We start from the raw sequence: 16,805 nt of genomic DNA, 5'->3' as shown, positions 1-16,805 counted from the left end.
AGTGCGGCTGCGGAAGGACGATGGAAGGGCGAGCGCCGGTCGGTCGTCCGGACCGTCCGGACCAGGAGGCAGCCGTACGGAACGGACCTGAGCGATGGTCTGACGGACCGGCCGATGAGTTTTGCGCCGCGGTCGGGTCCACCACCTGAGCAGAGACCGCATCGCCGACATCAGGAGGACCTGCCATGCCCGAGCCGACCATCGACCTCGGCCCGCAGACCAGGATCTTGGCGCGCCTGGCGGACGGCGTGCCCGACGAACGGCTCGCGGACGTCACGCCCTGCCCCGACTACACCGTGCGCAACATGCTCGGGCACCTCACCCACCTGGCCGCCGCCTTCCGCGACGCAGGCCGCAAGGACCTCGGCCCCTCCACGGACACCGCCCCCGGCGAATCCGTGCCGGACATCGCACCCGGCTGGCGCGAGGAACTGCCCAAGGTCCTCGACGAACTCGCCGAAGCCTGGCGCGACCCGGCGGCCTGGACCGGCGAGACCCGTGCGGGCGGCGTTCCGCTGTCGGGCGCGGAGGCCGGAGCCGTCGCCGTGGACGAGCTGGTCATTCACGGCTGGGACCTGGCCCGCGCCACCGGCCAGCCCTACGAGCCCGACCCCGCCGCACTCCGGCTGTGTTACGGCCTGCTCCTCGCGGCGGCCGACGATCCCTCCCGCGGCGGCATCTTCGGCCCGGTCGTCCCGGTGCCGGAGGACGCACCGCTGCTCGACCGTGCGGTGGGGCTGAGCGGCCGGGACCCGGGGTGGACGCCCGGGCAGTGACCGTACGCCCTCGCCGCAACCCCAACTTCTTTTGTCGGAAGCTGTCAGAAGCATTGACGAAACATGGCGCCCCTCTTACCTTCAACGCGTCGTACTTCGTACGTCATATATGAGACGCGATATGTGAGATCCGAGAGGCGCGCATGACCTCTGTGCCCACGCCGATCCCCTCCCGCACGCAATATGTGCAGGAGGAGATCAAACGCCGCATCCTCACCGGGCAGTTGACGCCCGGTCAGGCCCTGGTCGAGACGGAGCTGGCCGCGCAGTTCGGGGTGTCGAAGACCCCCGTGCGGGAGGCGCTGAAGACCCTGGCCGGGACCGGGCTCGTCGTGATGAACCAGTACAAGGGCGTCACGGTGCGCATGGTGGACGCGGACATGGCACGCGAGGTCTACGACGTGCGGCTGCTGCTGGAGCCCGAGGCGCTGAAGCGGGCGGTCCGGCGCGGCGCCTCGCTCGACGCCGCGCGCGCCGCGCTGACCCGCGCCGACGCGGCCGGCGACACCGCCGAACGATCCCTCGCCAACCGGGAGTTCCACCGCGCCCTGTACCTGCCCTGCGGCAACCCGCTGCTCGGCCGGATGCTCGACGAGGTCCGCGACCAGGCCGCTCTGGTCTCCGCCGTCGCCTGGGCGGCCTCGCCCTCCTGGGAGAGGGAGGCCGGTGAGCACCGGGAGATCCTGCGGCTGGCCCTGGAGGGCGACGCGGACGGTGCGGCTCGCGCCCTCCACGCGCACATCGCGTCGTTCGTGCAACGGGCCTTCCCCGGGGCCCATGAAGAGATCCAGGCCGAGCACCAGGACGAGGAAGGTCAGGAATGAGCAGCGTGACGTTCGAGGCCCAGCGGGCGGCCCTGGCCGATGTGGTGGCGATCCCGGTGACCCCGTTCGCCGAGGACGGCAGCGTCGACCAGGACACCCACCGGGCCCTGCTGCGTCGGCTGCTCGACGGCGGTGTCGGCATCCTCACGCCGAACGGGAACACGGGGGAGTTCTACGCCCTCACGCCCCAAGAGCGGCAGCTCGTCACCGAGTTGACCATCGACGAGGCGGGCGACCGCGCCGCCGTCCTGGTCGGCGTCGGCCACGACGTACCCACCGCCGTCGCCTCCGCCCGTCACGCCCGTGAACTCGGCGCCCAGATGGTGATGGTCCACCAGCCCGTCCACCCGTACGTCTCCCAGGGCGGCTGGGTCGACTACCACCTCGCCATCGCCGAGTCCGTGCCCGAGCTGGGTGTCATCCCGTACATCCGCAACGCCCAGCTCAGCGGCTTCCGCCTGGCCGAACTCGCCGACGCCTGCCCGAACGTCATCGGCGTGAAGTACGCCGTCCCGGACGCCGCGAAGTTCGCCGCCTTCGCCCGCGACGCGGGCCTGGAACGCTTCGTCTGGGTCGCCGGCCTCGCCGAGCCCTACGCCCCCTCCTACTTCTCCGCGGGCGCCACCGGCTTCACCTCCGGACTCGTGAACGTCGCCCCCGCCGTTTCGCAGAACATGATCGAGGCGCTTCGATCCGGCGACTATCCGGCCGCCATGAAGGTCTGGGAGCAGATCCGCCGCTTCGAGGAACTTCGCGCTGCCAACGGCTCCGCCAACAACGTCACCGTCGTCAAGGAAGCCCTCGCCTCCCTCGGCCTGTGCCGCCGCGACGTCCGCCCGCCGAGCAAGCCGTTGCCCGAGGACGAACGCGCCGAGGTCGCCGCGATAGCCGCGGGGTGGTCCATATGACCGGCAGAAAGCGCCCGGAAGAACTCAGAAGCCACCAGTGGTACGGCACCGAGGGCCAGTTGCGCACCTGGTCGCACAACGCTCGCATGCGCCAGCTGGGATACGAGGCGGAGGAGTACCGGGGCCGCCCGGTGATCGCCGTCCTCAACACCTGGTCCGACATCAACCCCTGCCATGTCCATCTGCGCGAGCGCGCCCAGGCGGTCAAGCGGGGGGTGTGGCAGGCCGGTGGCTTCCCGCTGGAGTTCCCGGTCTCCACGCTCTCGGAGACCTATCAGAAGCCGACTCCGATGCTCTACCGCAACCTGCTCGCGATGGAGACGGAGGAGCTGCTGCGGTCGTATCCGATCGACGCGGCGGTGCTGCTCGGGGGCTGCGACAAGTCGACGCCGGCGCTGCTCATGGGCGCGGTCTCGGCCGATGTTCCGTCGATCTTCGTTCCTGCGGGTCCTATGCTGCCGGGGCACTGGCGCGGTGCGACCCTGGGGTCCGGTACCGACATGTGGAAGTACTGGGACGAGCACCGCGCGGGCAACCTGACGGACTGTGAACTGCGAGAGCTCCAGGGCGGGTTGGCCCGGTCGCCGGGTCACTGCATGACCATGGGGACCGCCTCCACGATGACCGCGGCGGCGGAAGCTCTCGGCATGACGCTGCCGGGCGCCTCATCGATACCGGCCGTCGACTCCGGGCACGAGCGGATGGCCGCCGCCTCCGGGCGCCGCGCCGTGGAACTCGCCTGGACCGGGATCGAGCCGTCCGGCATCCTCACCCGCGAGGCCTTCGAGGACGCGGTGACGACCGTCCTGGGTCTCGGCGGCTCCACCAACGCCGTGATCCACCTGATCGCCATGGCGGGACGGGCCGGCATCAAGCTCACCCTCGACGACTTCGACCGCATCGCGCGTACCGTGCCGGTGCTGGCCAACGTACGTCCCGGCGGACGGAAGTACCTCATGGAGGACTTCCACTTCGCCGGCGGCCTGCCCGCCTTCCTCTCGCGGATCACCGACCTGCTGCACCTGGACCGGCCGACCGTGAACGGAACCCTGGGCGAGCAGATCGCGGGCGCCGTCGTCCACGACGACGACGTCATCCGCCCACGCGACAACCCGGTCGCGCAGGAAGGCGGGGTCGCCGTGCTGCGCGGCAACCTCTGCCCGGACGGCGCCGTCATCAAGCACATCTCCGCCGAGCCGCACCTGCTCAAGCACACCGGCCCCGCGGTCGTCTTCGACGATTACCGGACGATGCAGCGGACCATCGACGACCCGGACCTGAACATCACCGCCGACAGCGTGCTGGTGCTGCGCAACGCCGGGCCCAAGGGCGGTCCGGGCATGCCGGAGTACGGGATGCTGCCCCTCCCCGACCACCTGCTCAAGCAGGGCGTACGGGACATGGTGCGGATCTCCGACGCCCGGATGAGCGGCACGAGTTACGGCACGTGCGTGCTGCACGTGGCGCCGGAGTCGTACATCGGAGGCCCGCTCGCGCTGGTGCGCACGGGCGACTCGATCACCCTGGACGTCGACGCAAGAACGCTCCGACTCAACGTCGATCACGCAGAGTTGGAGCGTCGCAGGGCGGAGTGGACGCCGCCGCCCGTGCGGTACGAGCGCGGATACGGCGCGCTCTACAACGAACAGATCACCCAGGCGGACACCGGCTGCGACTTCGAGTTCCTCGCACGGCCGGGCAAGGTGCAGGACCCGTACGCGGGCTGAACCACTCTCGGCCGGACCCCTCTTGGCCGAGATCCCGAACGTTGATCGGTAAGCGCTTCACCCGCACGAGCAAACGCACGAGAACGGAGAACAGTCATGGCCCAAGCCGCAGCCGTGGCGAAACCGCCCGCGCCACCGAGGCGGCGGCGCCGTGCCTCTGCCACCCCGCGCAGACTGCCGTACCTGCTGATCGCCCCGGCCGCCGTGCTGATGCTCGGCTTCATCGCCTACCCGGTGCTCAGCGTCTTCTACTACAGCCTGCAGAACTACAACCCCACCAAACCCTGGCGGAACGGCTACGCGGGCTTCGACAACTTCGTCCACGCCTTCACCGAGGACCCGGTCTTCTGGGACACGCTGGTCTTCAGCGCGAAGTGGGTCTTCGTCGAGGTCGGGCTGCAGCTGCTGTTCGGTCTGGCACTGGCGCTGATCGTCAACCAGACGTTCGTCGGGCGGGGGCTGGGCCGGGCGCTGGTGTTCTCGCCGTGGGCCGTCTCCGGTGTGCTGACCTCCGCGATCTGGGTGCTGCTCTACAACTCCCAGACGGGCATCACCCGTTACCTCGCCGACATGGGCATCGGCACCTACGGCACCAGTTGGCTGTCGGACACCTCCACCGTGTTCCCGGCGGCGATCGTCGCCGATCTATGGCGCGGCGTGCCCTTCTTCGCGATCCTCATCCTCGCCGACCTCCAGTCCGTCTCGAAGGACCTGTACGAGGCGGCCGAGGTCGACGGGGCGAGCCGGCTGAAACAGTTCTGGCACATCACGCTGCCTCATCTGAAGGACGCGATCATCCTGTCCACGCTGCTGCGGGCGGTGTGGGAGTTCAACAACGTCGACCTGCTCTACACGCTCACCGGCGGCGGACCGGCGGGCGAGACGACGACGCTCCCGCTCTACATCGCCAACACCAGCGTCGACGCCCACAACTTCGGCTATGCGTCGGCCCTGACCACGGTCGCGTTCGTGATCCTGCTCTTCTGCTCGATGGTCTATCTGCGGCTGAGCAAGTTCGGAGGTGAGGACAAGTGAGCACCATCAAGGAGGCCACCGCGGTCGCCCCGGCCGCCCGCCGCCCGGTCCCCGAGCCGCAGCGTCCGGCGAAGAAGCGCCGCACCTGGGACGAGGCCCCACGCTGGCAGATCTACACCCCGCTGGGGATCTACCTGGTCTTCACCCTGATCCCCTTCTACTGGATCCTGCTCTTCGCGCTCCGTCCGGCCGGCTCCACCTCGCTCGTGCCCTGGCCGATGACCTTCGACCACTTCGAGAAGGTGTGGACGGACCGGGCCTTCGGCACCTACTTCCAGAACAGCGTCCTCGTCGGCGTCGCGACCCTGGTGATGACGACGGTCGTCGCGCTGGCCGGCGGCTACGCCCTCGCCCGGTTCAACTTCAAGGTCAAGCGGGCGTTCATGCTGGGGCTGCTGTGCTCCCAGTTCGTGCCGGGCGCGCTGCTCCTGGTTCCGCTGTTCGAGATCTTCGCCGAACTGCAGATGATCAACTCGCTGGGCAGCGTCATCCTCGCGGAGACGGTCTTCCAGCTACCGCTGTCGATCATCCTGATCAGCAACTTCATCAAGAACGTGCCGTACTCCCTGGAGGAGGCCGCCTGGGTCGACGGCTGCGGCCGGATGAAGGCCTTCCGGATCGTCGTCCTGCCGCTGCTGCGCCCCGGTCTGATCGCTGTCGGCTCCTTCGCCTTCGTGCACTCCTGGAACCACTTCCTGTTCGCCCTGATGTTCCTCAACAACCAGGAGAAGCAGACCATCCCGGTCGGCCTGAACACTTTGATGAGCGCGGACAGCGTCGACCTCGGCGCGCTCGCCGCGGGCGGCATCATCGCGGCCGTACCCGTGGTGATCGTCTTCGCCTTCATCCAGAAGTGGCTGATCACCGGCTTCAGCGCGGGGGCGGTGAAGGGATGAGAAAGCATCAACTCATCGTGCCGCTGGCGCTGTTGGCCGCGCTCAGCGTCCCCGCCCACGCCGAGGACCGTGACATCAGCCGCGACACCCTGCCCGCCAACGACGGCTGGGCGGCGTACGGTCCCGGCACCACCGGAGGCTCAGCCGCCGACGACGCCCATGTCTTCACCGTCACCGACCGCGCCGAACTGGTCCGTGCCCTCGACGGCGGCAGCGACACCCCGAAGATCATCCGGATCGCAGGGACGATCGACGCCAACACCGACGACGACGGCGACCACCTGGACTGCGCCGACTACGCCACCGACGGCTACAGCCTCAAGAAGTACCTGGCCGCGTACGACCCCCGCACCTGGGGTGGGGCGAAGCCGAGCGGCCCGCAGGAGGAGGCCCGCCAGGCGTCCGCCGCGAAGCAGGCCGAACGGGTCGTCCTGAACGTCGGCTCCAACACCACGATCGTCGGACTCGGCTCCTCAGCGGTACTCAAAGGCGCAAGCCTCCAGGTCAAGAACGCGGGCAACGTCATCATCCGCAACCTCGAACTCCGCGACGCCTACGACTGCTTCCCCGTCTGGCAGCCCAACACCGGCGGCCTCGGCGACTGGAAGACGGCGTACGACAACCTGTGGCTGACCGGCGCCACCCACGTCTGGATCGACCACATCACCGCGAGCGACAAGGGCCACCCCGACGCGAAGGAGCCCACCTACTTCGCCCGCAACTACCTCCGCCACGACGGCCTGCTGGACATCACCAACGGCTCCGACCTGATCACCGTCTCCTGGAGCCGGTTCGCCGACCACGACAAGGCGATGCTGATCGGCAGCGGCGACTCGGCGACGGGCGATCGCGGCAAGCTCCGGGTGACCCTGCACCACAACGAGTTCGAGTCCGTCGTACAGCGCGCTCCACGCGTCCGCTTCGGGCAGGTGCACGTCTACAACAACCGGTACGCCATCAAGGACGACTACCGGTACTCGCTCGGCATCTCCGTCGAGTCCGCCCTCTACGCCGAGAACAACGCCTTCCACACCCCCGGCCACATCGAGGTCGCCGACCTGGTGAAGAGCTGGAACGGCACCGCCCTGCACCAGACCGGCACCCTCTTCAACGGCTATCCGGTCGATCTGCTGGCGATTTACAACGCCTACAACTCCGGTAGCGAGCGCGATCTCACGGCCGACGTCGGCTGGACACCTACCCTGCACACAAAGATCGACAGCGCCGAGCGGGCCGACCGAGAGGTGGCACGCGGCGCGGGCGCAGGGAGGATCCCATGACCGTAGACATCGTCCTGGCGGGCGCGCGTGGCCATGGCCGCTGGCACGTCGAGAACATCCGCAGGCTCCAGGACAAGGGGCTGGTACGCCTGGCCGGCATCTGCGAACTGACGCCGCTGACCGAGGCGGAACTCCAAGGCCGGGAACTGCCCGCCCAGTCGTCCGACTTCGGCGCCCTCCTCGACTCCACCGGTGCGCGGATCGCCGTGATCTGCACGCCGATCCCGACCCACACCGACCTCGCCCTGACGGCCGCCGCCAGGGGTGTGCATCTCCTGCTGGAGAAGCCGCCCGCGCCGTCGTACGCCGAGTTCCGCCGGATGGCCGACGGGGTCGCCCGGGCGGGCGTCGCCTGCCAGATCGGGTTCCAGTCGCTGGGCTCGCACGCGGTGCCGGTGATCCGTGAGCTGATCGCCGAGGGGGCGATCGGTGAACTGGTCGGCATCGGCGGGGCGGGGGCCTGGGCGCGCGCCGAGGCGTACTACCGGCGTGCGCCTTGGGCGGGAAAGCGGCGGCTGAACGGCGTCGAGGTGATCGACGGGGTGCTGACCAACCCGCTCGCGCACGCCGTCGCCACCGCCCTCGCGCTGAACGGCACGACCCGCGCCGAGGACGTCACCGACATCGAGACCGAGCTGCTGCGCGCCAACGACATCGAGTCCGACGACACCTCCTGCGTCCGCGTCACCACCACAAAGGGCCGCTCGGTCACCGTCGCCGCGACCCTGTGCGCCGAGCATCCCGATGAGCCGTACGTCCTCGTGCACGGCAGCCGCGGCCGGATCACCTTCTGGTACAAGCAGGACCGCGTGCTGCTCCAGCGTGCCGACCACGGTCCGGAGGAGACCGAGTACGGCCGTACGGACCTGCTGGAGAACCTCGTCGACCACGTCACCACCGGCGCCGAGCTGCTGGTCACGCCGGACTCGACGGGCGCCTTCATGAAGGTCGTGGAAGCGATTCGACTGGCCCCCGACCCGGCCCCGCTGCCGGAGGAGGCCTGGCACTTCGTCCCCGCAGAGGGCCGCCGGGTGGTCCCCGGCGTCGACGGCCTCGTCGCCGCTGCCGCCGACACCCTCTCCCTCTACTCCGAGCTGGGCGCCCCCTGGGCGCTCCCGCAAGCGCGCCCGAAAGAGGTGAGCACCTGATGACGACCCCCGACTCCCCGGTCCTGCGCGTCGCGGGCCGCCCGGTCGCCCGCTATGTGACGCGGCCCGAGCTGGCCCCCCGGCTCTCCCCACGCCCCTATCTGCACCCCGTCACCACCCTGGCCGGCACGGCGGTCACCGAGCTGAGCCCCGCCGACCACACACACCACCTCGGCGTCGGTGTCGCCGTTCCCGACGTCGAGGGGCACAACTTCTGGGGCGGACGCACCTACGTCCGCGACCGGGGCCCCACCGAGCTGGACAACCACGGAGCCCAGCGGCACACCGCGTTCCAGCTCCGCGACCCCGACGGCTTCGTGGAGGAGTTGCGCTGGGTGGCCACGGGAGCTGAGCTGCTGCGCGAGCGCCGTACGGTGGCGGCCACCGAACTCACCGACGCCGCCTGGGCGTTGGACCTCACCTTCTCCCTCACCAACGTCACCTCCGCCCCGCTGTCGATCGGCAGCCCGGCCACCAACGGCCGCCCCGGCGCTGCCTACGGCGGCTTCTTCTGGCGGGCGCGCAAGGAGTCCACGACGCCGGACGTGTTCACCATCGACCGCGAGGGCGAGCAGGAGGTCCACGGCACCCGCGCCGCCTGGGTGGCTCTCGCGGGCTCCACCTGGACCCTGATCTTCGCCGGGGCCACCGAACAGACCCGCTGGGACCAGTGGTTCGTGCGCGCCACGGAGTATCCCGGCGTGGGCTCCTGTCTCGCCGCCGAGGAGCGGCTGCCGATCCTGCCCGGTGAGACCGCCGTCCGCCGGATCGTCACCGTCGTCGCCGACGGCCGCATCAGCCGGCTCGAAGCGGCGTCCCTGGTGCGCAAGGCGGTGAGCGCATGACGACCGACACCTACCGCAACCCGATCCTCGACGCGGACTGGTCCGACCCCGACGTGGTCCGCGTGGGCGACGACTTCTACCTCACGGCCTCCAGCTTCGGCCGCGCCCCCGGCCTGCCCCTGCTCCACTCCCGCGACCTGGTCAACTGGACCCTGGTCGGCCACGCCCTCGGGCGCCTGGAGCCCGCGGCCGAGTTCAGGTCCCCACGCCACGACTGCGGAGTCTGGGCACCCGCCCTCCGCCACCACGACGACCGGTTCTGGATCTTCTGGGGCGACCCCGACCAGGGCATCCACCAGATCAACGCCCCCGAGATCCGCGGTCCCTGGACCCGCCCCCACCTCGTCAAGGCGGGCAAGGGCCTGATCGACCCCTGCCCGCTCTGGGACGACGAGACCGGCGAGGCCTACCTCGTCCACGCCTGGGCCAAGTCCCGCTCCGGCATCAAGAACCGCCTCACCGGCCACCGGATGCACCCTGACGGGACGTCACTTCTCGACGAGGGCAAGGTGATCGTCGACGGGGACCGCATCCCCGGCTGGTTCACCCTCGAAGGCCCCAAGCTCTACCGGCACGACGGCTGGTTCTGGATCCTCGCCCCCGCCGGGGGAGTCGAGACCGGCTGGCAGGGCGCCTTCCGCTCACGCGGGTTCTTCGGGCCGTACGAGGAGAGGATCGTCCTCGAGCAGAAGGACACCGACGTCAACGGGCCGCACCAGGGCGGCTGGGTGCGCACCCCGTCCGGTGAGGACTGGTTCCTGCACTTCCAGCAGCGCGGTGCGTACGGCCGGGTCGTCCACCTCCAGCCGATGCGCTGGGGCACGGACGGCTGGCCGGTACTCGGCGACGACGGAGCCCCCGTCGCCGTACACAAGCGCCCGAATCTGCCACCGCAGCCGGCCGCCGCGCCCGCCACCGACGACGACTTCCCCGGCGGACGCCACGGCCGCCAGTGGCAGTGGACCGCCAACCCGCAGGACGGCTGGGCCACCCAGCACTCCGGCGACGGCCTCCGCCTCACCTGCGTCCGCTCGGCCGACACCCACGACCTGCGCAAACTGCCGAGCGTCCTCACCCAGCGGCTGCCCGGGACGCCCTGCACGGTGGAGGTCGGGCTGCACCTGCACAGCGAGGAGCCGGGGTCCCGGGCAGGGCTCGCGGTGCTCGGAGACGCCTTCAGCTGGATCGGGTTGCAACGGGGGACCGACGGGACGGTCCACCTGGTGCACCGGTTCGCCGAGGCCGTCGCCGAGCACGAACGGGACGCCGCCCATCCGCGGCTCGCGCCCGGCGGACGGGCCCGGCTGCGGATCGAGATCGGCTCCGGGGCACGCTGCCGCTTCTCGTACGACATCGGCGACGGCTGGACGTCCTCCGGTCCCGTCTTCGCCGCCACACCCTGGCGCTGGGTCGGCGCCCTGCTCGGACTGTTCGCGCTCGCGCCCGTCGGCGGGGGACACGCCGGCGCCGCGGTCTTCACCGAGTTCCGGATCACCCCCTCGTAACGCACGTCACCCGTAAGCCTGTTGGGAGCCGCAATGACGCCCTTCCGTAGCAAGCGCTTGTCGAGACCCGGGCACGGCCGGGTCGTCGCCGCCGTGATCGCCCTGGTGGGCGCCCTGTGCCTCGGGACCCTCGGCGACGCCCGTGCCGCGACCCCCGATCCGGCCGCCCCCGCCGTCCCGGCCTCCGCCGACCGCTGGAGCGACCGGCCGCACGGCTTCGCCTCCTTGGCCGGCGGCACCACCGGCGGCGCGGGCGGCCAGGTCGTGACCGTCACCGACCAGGCCGCGCTGGCCAAGTACGCGGCGGCCGAAGAGCCGTACATCATCCGGGTGTCGGGGGCGATCGAGGTCGAGCCGTTCGGCTCGGGCATCGTCGTGACCTCGAACAAGACGATCATCGGCGTCGGCGACACCGGCGAGATCGTCCACGGCGAGCTGCACCTCAACCCCGGCACCAGCAACGTCATCATCCGCAACCTGACGATCCGCGACTCCTATGTCGAGGGCGACTGGGACGGCAAGACCACCGACTTCGACGCGATCCAGATGGACACCGTCGACCACGTCTGGATCGACCACAACCGCTTCACGCACATGGGTGACGGGCTGCTCGACATCCGCAAGGACAGCCGGTACATCACTGTCTCCTCCAACCAGTTCACCAACCACAACAAGGCGTTCGGGATCGGCTGGACCACCAACGTCCTCACCGAGATCACGATCGACCACAACTGGTTCACCGGCACGAAACAGCGCAATCCCTCCGCCGACAACTGTGCCTACGCGCACCTGTACAACAACTACTTCACGGACCAGGTGCGCGACGGAGACCCGGTGTGGACGTACGGCAGCTGGGCGCGCGGCCGGACCAAGATGGTCCTGGAGAACAGCTATTACGACGGCGTCCAGCACCCCTACCAGGCGGACGCGACGGCCGAGTTGGTCGAGCGCGGGTCGATCCTGAGGAACACCACCGGGCGGCACGACGAGCGGGGTGACGCCTTCGATCCGCGGGAGTTCTACCGGTACCGGCTGGACCCGGCCGCCGCCGTCCCGGCGCTGGTGACGCGGTTCTCCGGGCCACAGAAGCAGATCGGTGACTCCGTGACGCTGCACGTCCCGGGCGACTACCCGACCGTGCAGGCCGCCGTGGACGCCGTGCCGAGCGGGAACGCGAGCACGGTGACGATCGCGGTCGCGCCGGGCACGTACCGGGCGAAGGTCCACATCCCCTCGAACAAGCCGAACATCGTGCTGCAGGGGACTGGACAGGATCGGTCCGACACCGTCATCGTCTACGACACGCCTGCCGAGTACGGCGGTTCCACCGGAAGCGCCACCGTGCGGATCGACGCCAACGACGTCACCGCGCGCAACCTCACCTTCAGCAACGACTTCGACGAGGCCGCCCACGAGCTCAAGGGCGAGCAGGCGCTGGCGATGAAGACGAACGGTGACCGGATCGTCTTCGAGAACACCGCCTTCCTGGGCAACCAGGACACCCTGATGACCAACAGCCCCAAGCTGGACGTGATCAGTAGGGTCTACGTCCGCGACTCCTACATCGAGGGCGACGTCGACTTCATCTACGGACGCGCGACCACCGTCATCGAGCGCTCCGTGATCCGCGCGCTCAACCGCGGCTCAACCACCAACAACGGCTGGATCACCGCCGCCTCGACCTTCAAGGACAACCCCTACGGGTTCCTGATCACCGACTCGGAGATCGTGAGCGACGCGCCGGCCGGGTCCTTCCACCTGGGACGGCCCTGGCACCCGGGCGGCGAGCCGAACGCCGTCGCGCAGGTCCTGATCCGCGACACCTGGCTGCCCGCCGCGATCAAGTCCTCGCCGTGGACCGACATGAGCGGGTTCTCGTGGAAGGACGCGCGCTTCACCGAGTACGAGAACGACGGCCCGGGTGCGGCCGTGACCCCGGACCGGCCGCAGATGAGCGCCGCCGACGCCAGGACGCACACCGTCGCCGACTACCTCAACGGCACGGACGACTGGGCGCCGTATGCCCGCCACTGACCCCCACAACTTCACAGCTCGCTTGATCCAGAAGTGTTTGATCCAGAAGAAGAGAGCCGACCAATGAAGATCAGCATCCGCAGAAGCAGGCGCGCCGCCGTGGCCGTCGCTCTGGGCTCCGTCCTCGCCCTGACCACCACCGCCTGCGGTGACGACGGCAGCGGCGCCGGCGGAGACAAGGGCGAAGAGGGCAGCGGCAAGGGCGAGATCGTCTTCTGGGACAACAACGGCGGTGTCCGCACCGACATCTGGAAGGAGGTCATCGCCGACTTCCAGAAGGCCAACCCGGACATCAAGGTCGAGTACGTCGGCATCCCCGCCACCGACTACCAGTCCAAAGTGGACACCGCCATCCAGGGCGGCGGCCTGCCGGACGTCGGCGGTGTCGGCGCGGCGATGCTCGCGGGCTTCGCCGCGCAGGAGGCGCTGGATCCGCTGGACGACCGGTTCGCCAAGTCGTCGTTGAACGGCAAGCTCAACGACGACATGGTCACGTCGCTGAAGGCCGCCGGGGGCGGTGACGACGCGCTGTACTCGATCCCGACCTCCGCCAACAACGGTGTCCTCTACTACCGCACCGACCTGTTCAAGGCGGCGGGCCTGGACGCGCCGACCACCTGGGACACGTTCTACGAGGCCGCGGAGAAGCTCACCGACGTCAAGAAGAACGAGTTCGGCTACACGATCCGTGGCGGCGCCGGTTCCATCGCCCAGGCGCTGGACGCGATGTACGGGCAGTCCGGGATCACGTCCTTCTGGGACGCCAGCGGTGAGAAGACCACCGTCAACGACCCGAAGAACGTCGCGGCGCTGGAGAAGTACGCGGCGCTGTACAAGAAGGTCACCCCGGCCGCCGACCTGAACAACGACTTCACCAAGATGGTCGCCCAGTGGGACTCCGGCACCATCGGGATGCTGAACCACAACCTCGGCTCCTATCAGGACCACGTCAAGGCGCTCGGGGCCGACAAGTTCCGCGGCATCCCGCAGCCCACGGGCCCCGGCGGCAAGCGGGTCCAGGTCTCCAACCCGGTCGACGGGCTCGGCCTGTTCAAGAGCTCCAAGAACAAGGAAGCCGCCTGGAAGTTCATCGAGTTCGCCGCGTCGCACGAGTCGAACTCCAAGTGGAACGAATCGGCCGGCGCCATCCCGTCCAACACGGATGCCGCGAAGGACGCGTGGATCTCCAAGGCCGAGCCGACCAAGCTCGCGGCCGAGGCGCTGAACGACGGGTCGACGACGATCGTGCAGCTGCCGTACTACCTGCCCGACTGGAACTCCATCTCCAAGGCCGACAACGAGCCGAACTTCCAGAAGGTGCTCAACGGAGACATGAGCGCCAAGGAGTTCCTGGACACGTTGGCCGGACAGCTCAACGAGGCTCAGACCGAGTGGGATTCGCGTAACGGCTAGATCTCGGTCGCACCTGTGCGTGGCCGGCTGCGGATTGCTGGTGGCCGGTCGCGCAGTTCCCCGCGCCCCTAGGGCGCTGCCACCCCCCACGTTTGAAAGGCACCGCTGAACGACCCTTCCCAGAAAGGCACCTCCCCGTGTCCCTAACCCGCAGACAGGTCACGCTGGCGGCCATGACCGCCGCTCCGCTCAGCTTCGCGGCCACCGGTACCGCTCACGCCGGCTCCGGCCACCGCACCCGCACCCTCTTCATCGCCGGTGATTCCACCGCCGCCCAGAAGTACGCCGACGCCGCGCCCGAGACCGGGTGGGGCATGGCTCTTCCCTTCCTCCTGCACAAGGACCGGCCCGTCTCCAACCACGCGATGAACGGGCGCAGTTCGAAGAGCTTCGTCGACGAGGGTCTGCTCGATGTGATCCTCGGCGCCATCCGGCCCGGCGACTTCCTGCTGATCCAGTTCGCGCACAACGACGAGAAGACCGCCGATCCCGCTCGGTACACCGAGCCCTGGACGACGTACCAGGACCATCTGCGTCTCTACATCGACGGTGCGCGCGCCCGGGGCGCCCGGCCGGTCCTCGCCACGCCGGTCGAACGCCGCAGGTTCGACACCGCCGGCAACGCCAGGACCACGCACGGCGAGTATCCCGCGGCGATGCGTGCGCTCGCCGAGCGGGAGGATGTCGCGCTGCTCGACATCCAGGCGCTGTCCCTCTCGCTCTGGCAGGAGCTGGGTGTCGAGGAGTCGAAGAAGTACTTCAACTGGACCGAGACCGAGCAGGACAACACGCACTTCAATCCGCCCGGTGCGATCGCCGTAGCGCGGCTCGTGGTGCGCGAGCTGCTGCGGACCGGTGTGCTGGCAGCACGGGACGTGTGCCGGCTCGACGACGCGATCCCGGAGTCCTGGATCACCTGGCCCGAAGCCGCCGCGTAGCCCCGTCCCCCGTAGAACGGAAGAGAGCCGCTCACATGAACGCATATTCATGGCATGGGCATGCCATAACCCGGTCCGCGATCGCCCGTAGAACCGCCGTCCTGGCCGGCTGCACCGCGCTCGTCCTCGGTCTCACCGGCACCACCGGTGCCGGTGCCCAGGCACAGGGCCGTGACCTCGGCCGCCAGGTGCTCGCCGCCGGCGACGGCTGGGGCTCGCAGGGCGCGGGCACGACGGGCGGTTCGGCCGCCGACGCCGCGCATGTCCACACCGTCACCACCTGGGAGGAGTTCCAGGCCGCCCTGAAGGAGGGAGGGTCGGCACCCAGGATCATCAAGGTCAAGGGCATGATCGACGCCGTCTCCCAGGGCTGCGACGCCTTCGCCGCCGAGGGCTACGACTTCCAGCAGTACCTCGCCGACTACGACCCCGCCGTCTGGGGCAACGACACCCCGGTCAGCGGTGAGCAGGAGGACCTGCGCGACGCGTCCGCGGACAACCAGGGCAAGGCCATCAAGGTGAGCGTCCCCGCCAACACCACCATCGTCGGCGTCGGGAAGGGCTCCGGGATCCTCGGCGGCAGCCTGCAGATCAGGGGCGTGGACAACGTCATCCTCCGCAACCTCACCGTCGAGGCCCCGATCGACTGCTTCCCGCAGTGGGACCCGACCGACGGCACCACCGGGGCCTGGAACTCCGAGTACGACGGCGTCGTCGTCTACGGCTCCACCCACGTGTGGCTCGACCACAACACGTTCACCGACGGGCGTCACCCCGACAGCTCGCTGCCGTCGTACTTCGGCGAGATCTACCAGCAGCACGACGGGCTGGTCGACATCGTGCGCGGTGCCAACCACGTGACCGTGTCCTGGAACTCCTTCGAGGACCACGACAAGACCATGCTGATCGGCAACAGCGACAGCGCCGCCGCGGACGACACCGGCAAGCTCAAGGTCACCCTCCACCACAACCGCTTCGAGGGCATCGTCGAGCGCGCGCCGCGCGTGCGGTTCGGGCAGGTCGACTCCTACAACAACCACTTCGTGGTGACCGAGGACCAGCCCTACGTCTACACCTTCGGCATCGGCATCGAGTCGCGGCTGTACGCCACGGACAACGCCTTCTCGCTGCCGAAGGGGGTCAGCCCGGCCAGGACGCTGAAGAAGTGGAAGGAGGCGCCGCTGACCGCCGAGAACAACTACGTCAACGGCAGGCTGACCGACCTGATCGCCGTCCACAACGCGGAGATCCCCGAGGAGACCCTCCAGTCCGGCGCCGGTTGGACGCCGACCTTGCGCACCAAGGTCGACTCGCCACGGGCGGTCCCGTGGATCGTCGACACCCACGCGGGCGCAGGCCGGCTGCGCTGACGCAGCACGCCGGGCCGGGGCGCGCATGTCGCCGCCCCGGCCACCGCACCCCCACCGCGAGGCAGCAGTCCGACGCACCCTTTGCACGAGCCGCACCCCCGAAGGA

General features: G+C 69.4%; 14 protein-coding genes. All 14 read left to right on the top strand.

What is annotated here, in order from left to right:
* Window positions 1-185 precede the first annotated feature (185 nt).
* The 14 genes from QQY66_RS10635 (at window position 186) to QQY66_RS10570 (ending at window position 16,699) form a co-directional block, all read left to right on the top strand.
* Window positions 186-776, top strand: a complete 591-nt coding sequence (locus QQY66_RS10635; protein ID WP_301978901.1) for a TIGR03086 family metal-binding protein — start codon at window positions 186-188, stop codon at window positions 774-776.
* A gap of 143 nt (window positions 777-919) precedes the next feature.
* Window positions 920-1,600, top strand: a complete 681-nt coding sequence (locus tag QQY66_RS10630; protein WP_301978900.1) for a GntR family transcriptional regulator — start codon at window positions 920-922, stop codon at window positions 1,598-1,600.
* On the top strand, window positions 1,597-2,508 hold the full coding sequence (locus QQY66_RS10625; RefSeq protein ID WP_301978899.1) for a dihydrodipicolinate synthase family protein: 912 nt from the start codon (window positions 1,597-1,599) through the stop codon (window positions 2,506-2,508). The genes QQY66_RS10630 and QQY66_RS10625 overlap by 4 nt, the downstream gene beginning before the upstream one ends.
* The gene (gene araD / locus QQY66_RS10620) at window positions 2,505-4,235 is read left to right on the top strand and encodes an L-arabinonate dehydratase (RefSeq protein WP_301978898.1); all 1,731 of its coding nucleotides are present in this window, start codon (window positions 2,505-2,507) and stop codon (window positions 4,233-4,235) included. Before QQY66_RS10625 ends, araD begins: the two co-directional genes overlap by 4 nt.
* A 96-nt stretch (window positions 4,236-4,331) precedes the next feature.
* Window positions 4,332-5,270, top strand: a complete 939-nt coding sequence (locus tag QQY66_RS10615) for a carbohydrate ABC transporter permease (protein ID WP_301978897.1) — start codon at window positions 4,332-4,334, stop codon at window positions 5,268-5,270.
* Window positions 5,271-5,275: 5 nt separating this feature from the next.
* The gene (locus tag QQY66_RS10610) at window positions 5,276-6,166 is read left to right on the top strand and encodes a carbohydrate ABC transporter permease (protein ID WP_301987265.1); all 891 of its coding nucleotides are present in this window, start codon (window positions 5,276-5,278) and stop codon (window positions 6,164-6,166) included.
* On the top strand, window positions 6,163-7,446 hold the full coding sequence (locus QQY66_RS10605) for a polysaccharide lyase family 1 protein (RefSeq protein ID WP_301978896.1): 1,284 nt from the start codon (window positions 6,163-6,165) through the stop codon (window positions 7,444-7,446). Before QQY66_RS10610 ends, QQY66_RS10605 begins: the two co-directional genes overlap by 4 nt.
* The gene (locus QQY66_RS10600) at window positions 7,443-8,594 is read left to right on the top strand and encodes a Gfo/Idh/MocA family protein (RefSeq protein ID WP_301978895.1); all 1,152 of its coding nucleotides are present in this window, start codon (window positions 7,443-7,445) and stop codon (window positions 8,592-8,594) included. The genes QQY66_RS10605 and QQY66_RS10600 overlap by 4 nt, the downstream gene beginning before the upstream one ends.
* Window positions 8,594-9,439: a PmoA family protein gene (locus QQY66_RS10595; protein ID WP_301978894.1), complete on the top strand. Its 846-nt coding sequence runs from the start codon at window positions 8,594-8,596 to the stop codon at window positions 9,437-9,439. Before QQY66_RS10600 ends, QQY66_RS10595 begins: the two co-directional genes overlap by 1 nt.
* Window positions 9,436-10,944, top strand: coding sequence for a glycoside hydrolase 43 family protein (locus QQY66_RS10590; protein ID WP_301978893.1), 1,509 nt, complete (start codon window positions 9,436-9,438; stop codon window positions 10,942-10,944). The genes QQY66_RS10595 and QQY66_RS10590 overlap by 4 nt, the downstream gene beginning before the upstream one ends.
* Window positions 10,945-10,977: 33 nt before the next feature.
* Window positions 10,978-12,978: a pectinesterase family protein gene (locus QQY66_RS10585; protein WP_301978891.1), complete on the top strand. Its 2,001-nt coding sequence runs from the start codon at window positions 10,978-10,980 to the stop codon at window positions 12,976-12,978.
* Window positions 12,979-13,041: 63 nt separating this feature from the next.
* Window positions 13,042-14,391 carry a sugar ABC transporter substrate-binding protein gene (locus tag QQY66_RS10580; RefSeq protein ID WP_301978890.1) on the top strand — a complete coding sequence of 450 codons (1,350 nt, stop codon included), beginning with the start codon at window positions 13,042-13,044 and terminating at the stop codon, window positions 14,389-14,391.
* Window positions 14,392-14,528: 137 nt separating this feature from the next.
* Complete coding sequence (locus QQY66_RS10575) at window positions 14,529-15,329, top strand: rhamnogalacturonan acetylesterase (RefSeq protein ID WP_301978889.1); 801 nt, start codon at window positions 14,529-14,531, stop codon at window positions 15,327-15,329.
* A 35-nt stretch (window positions 15,330-15,364) separates the two neighbouring features.
* Window positions 15,365-16,699: a polysaccharide lyase family 1 protein gene (locus tag QQY66_RS10570; RefSeq protein WP_301978887.1), complete on the top strand. Its 1,335-nt coding sequence runs from the start codon at window positions 15,365-15,367 to the stop codon at window positions 16,697-16,699.
* Window positions 16,700-16,805: the final 106 nt, after the last annotated feature.

Source organism: Streptomyces sp. DG2A-72, from assembly GCF_030499575.1.
In the GTDB taxonomy this organism is placed as follows: domain Bacteria; phylum Actinomycetota; class Actinomycetes; order Streptomycetales; family Streptomycetaceae; genus Streptomyces.
The sequence above is the reverse complement of the archived record's forward strand: the minus strand, read 5'-3'. Positions and strand labels throughout refer to the sequence as shown.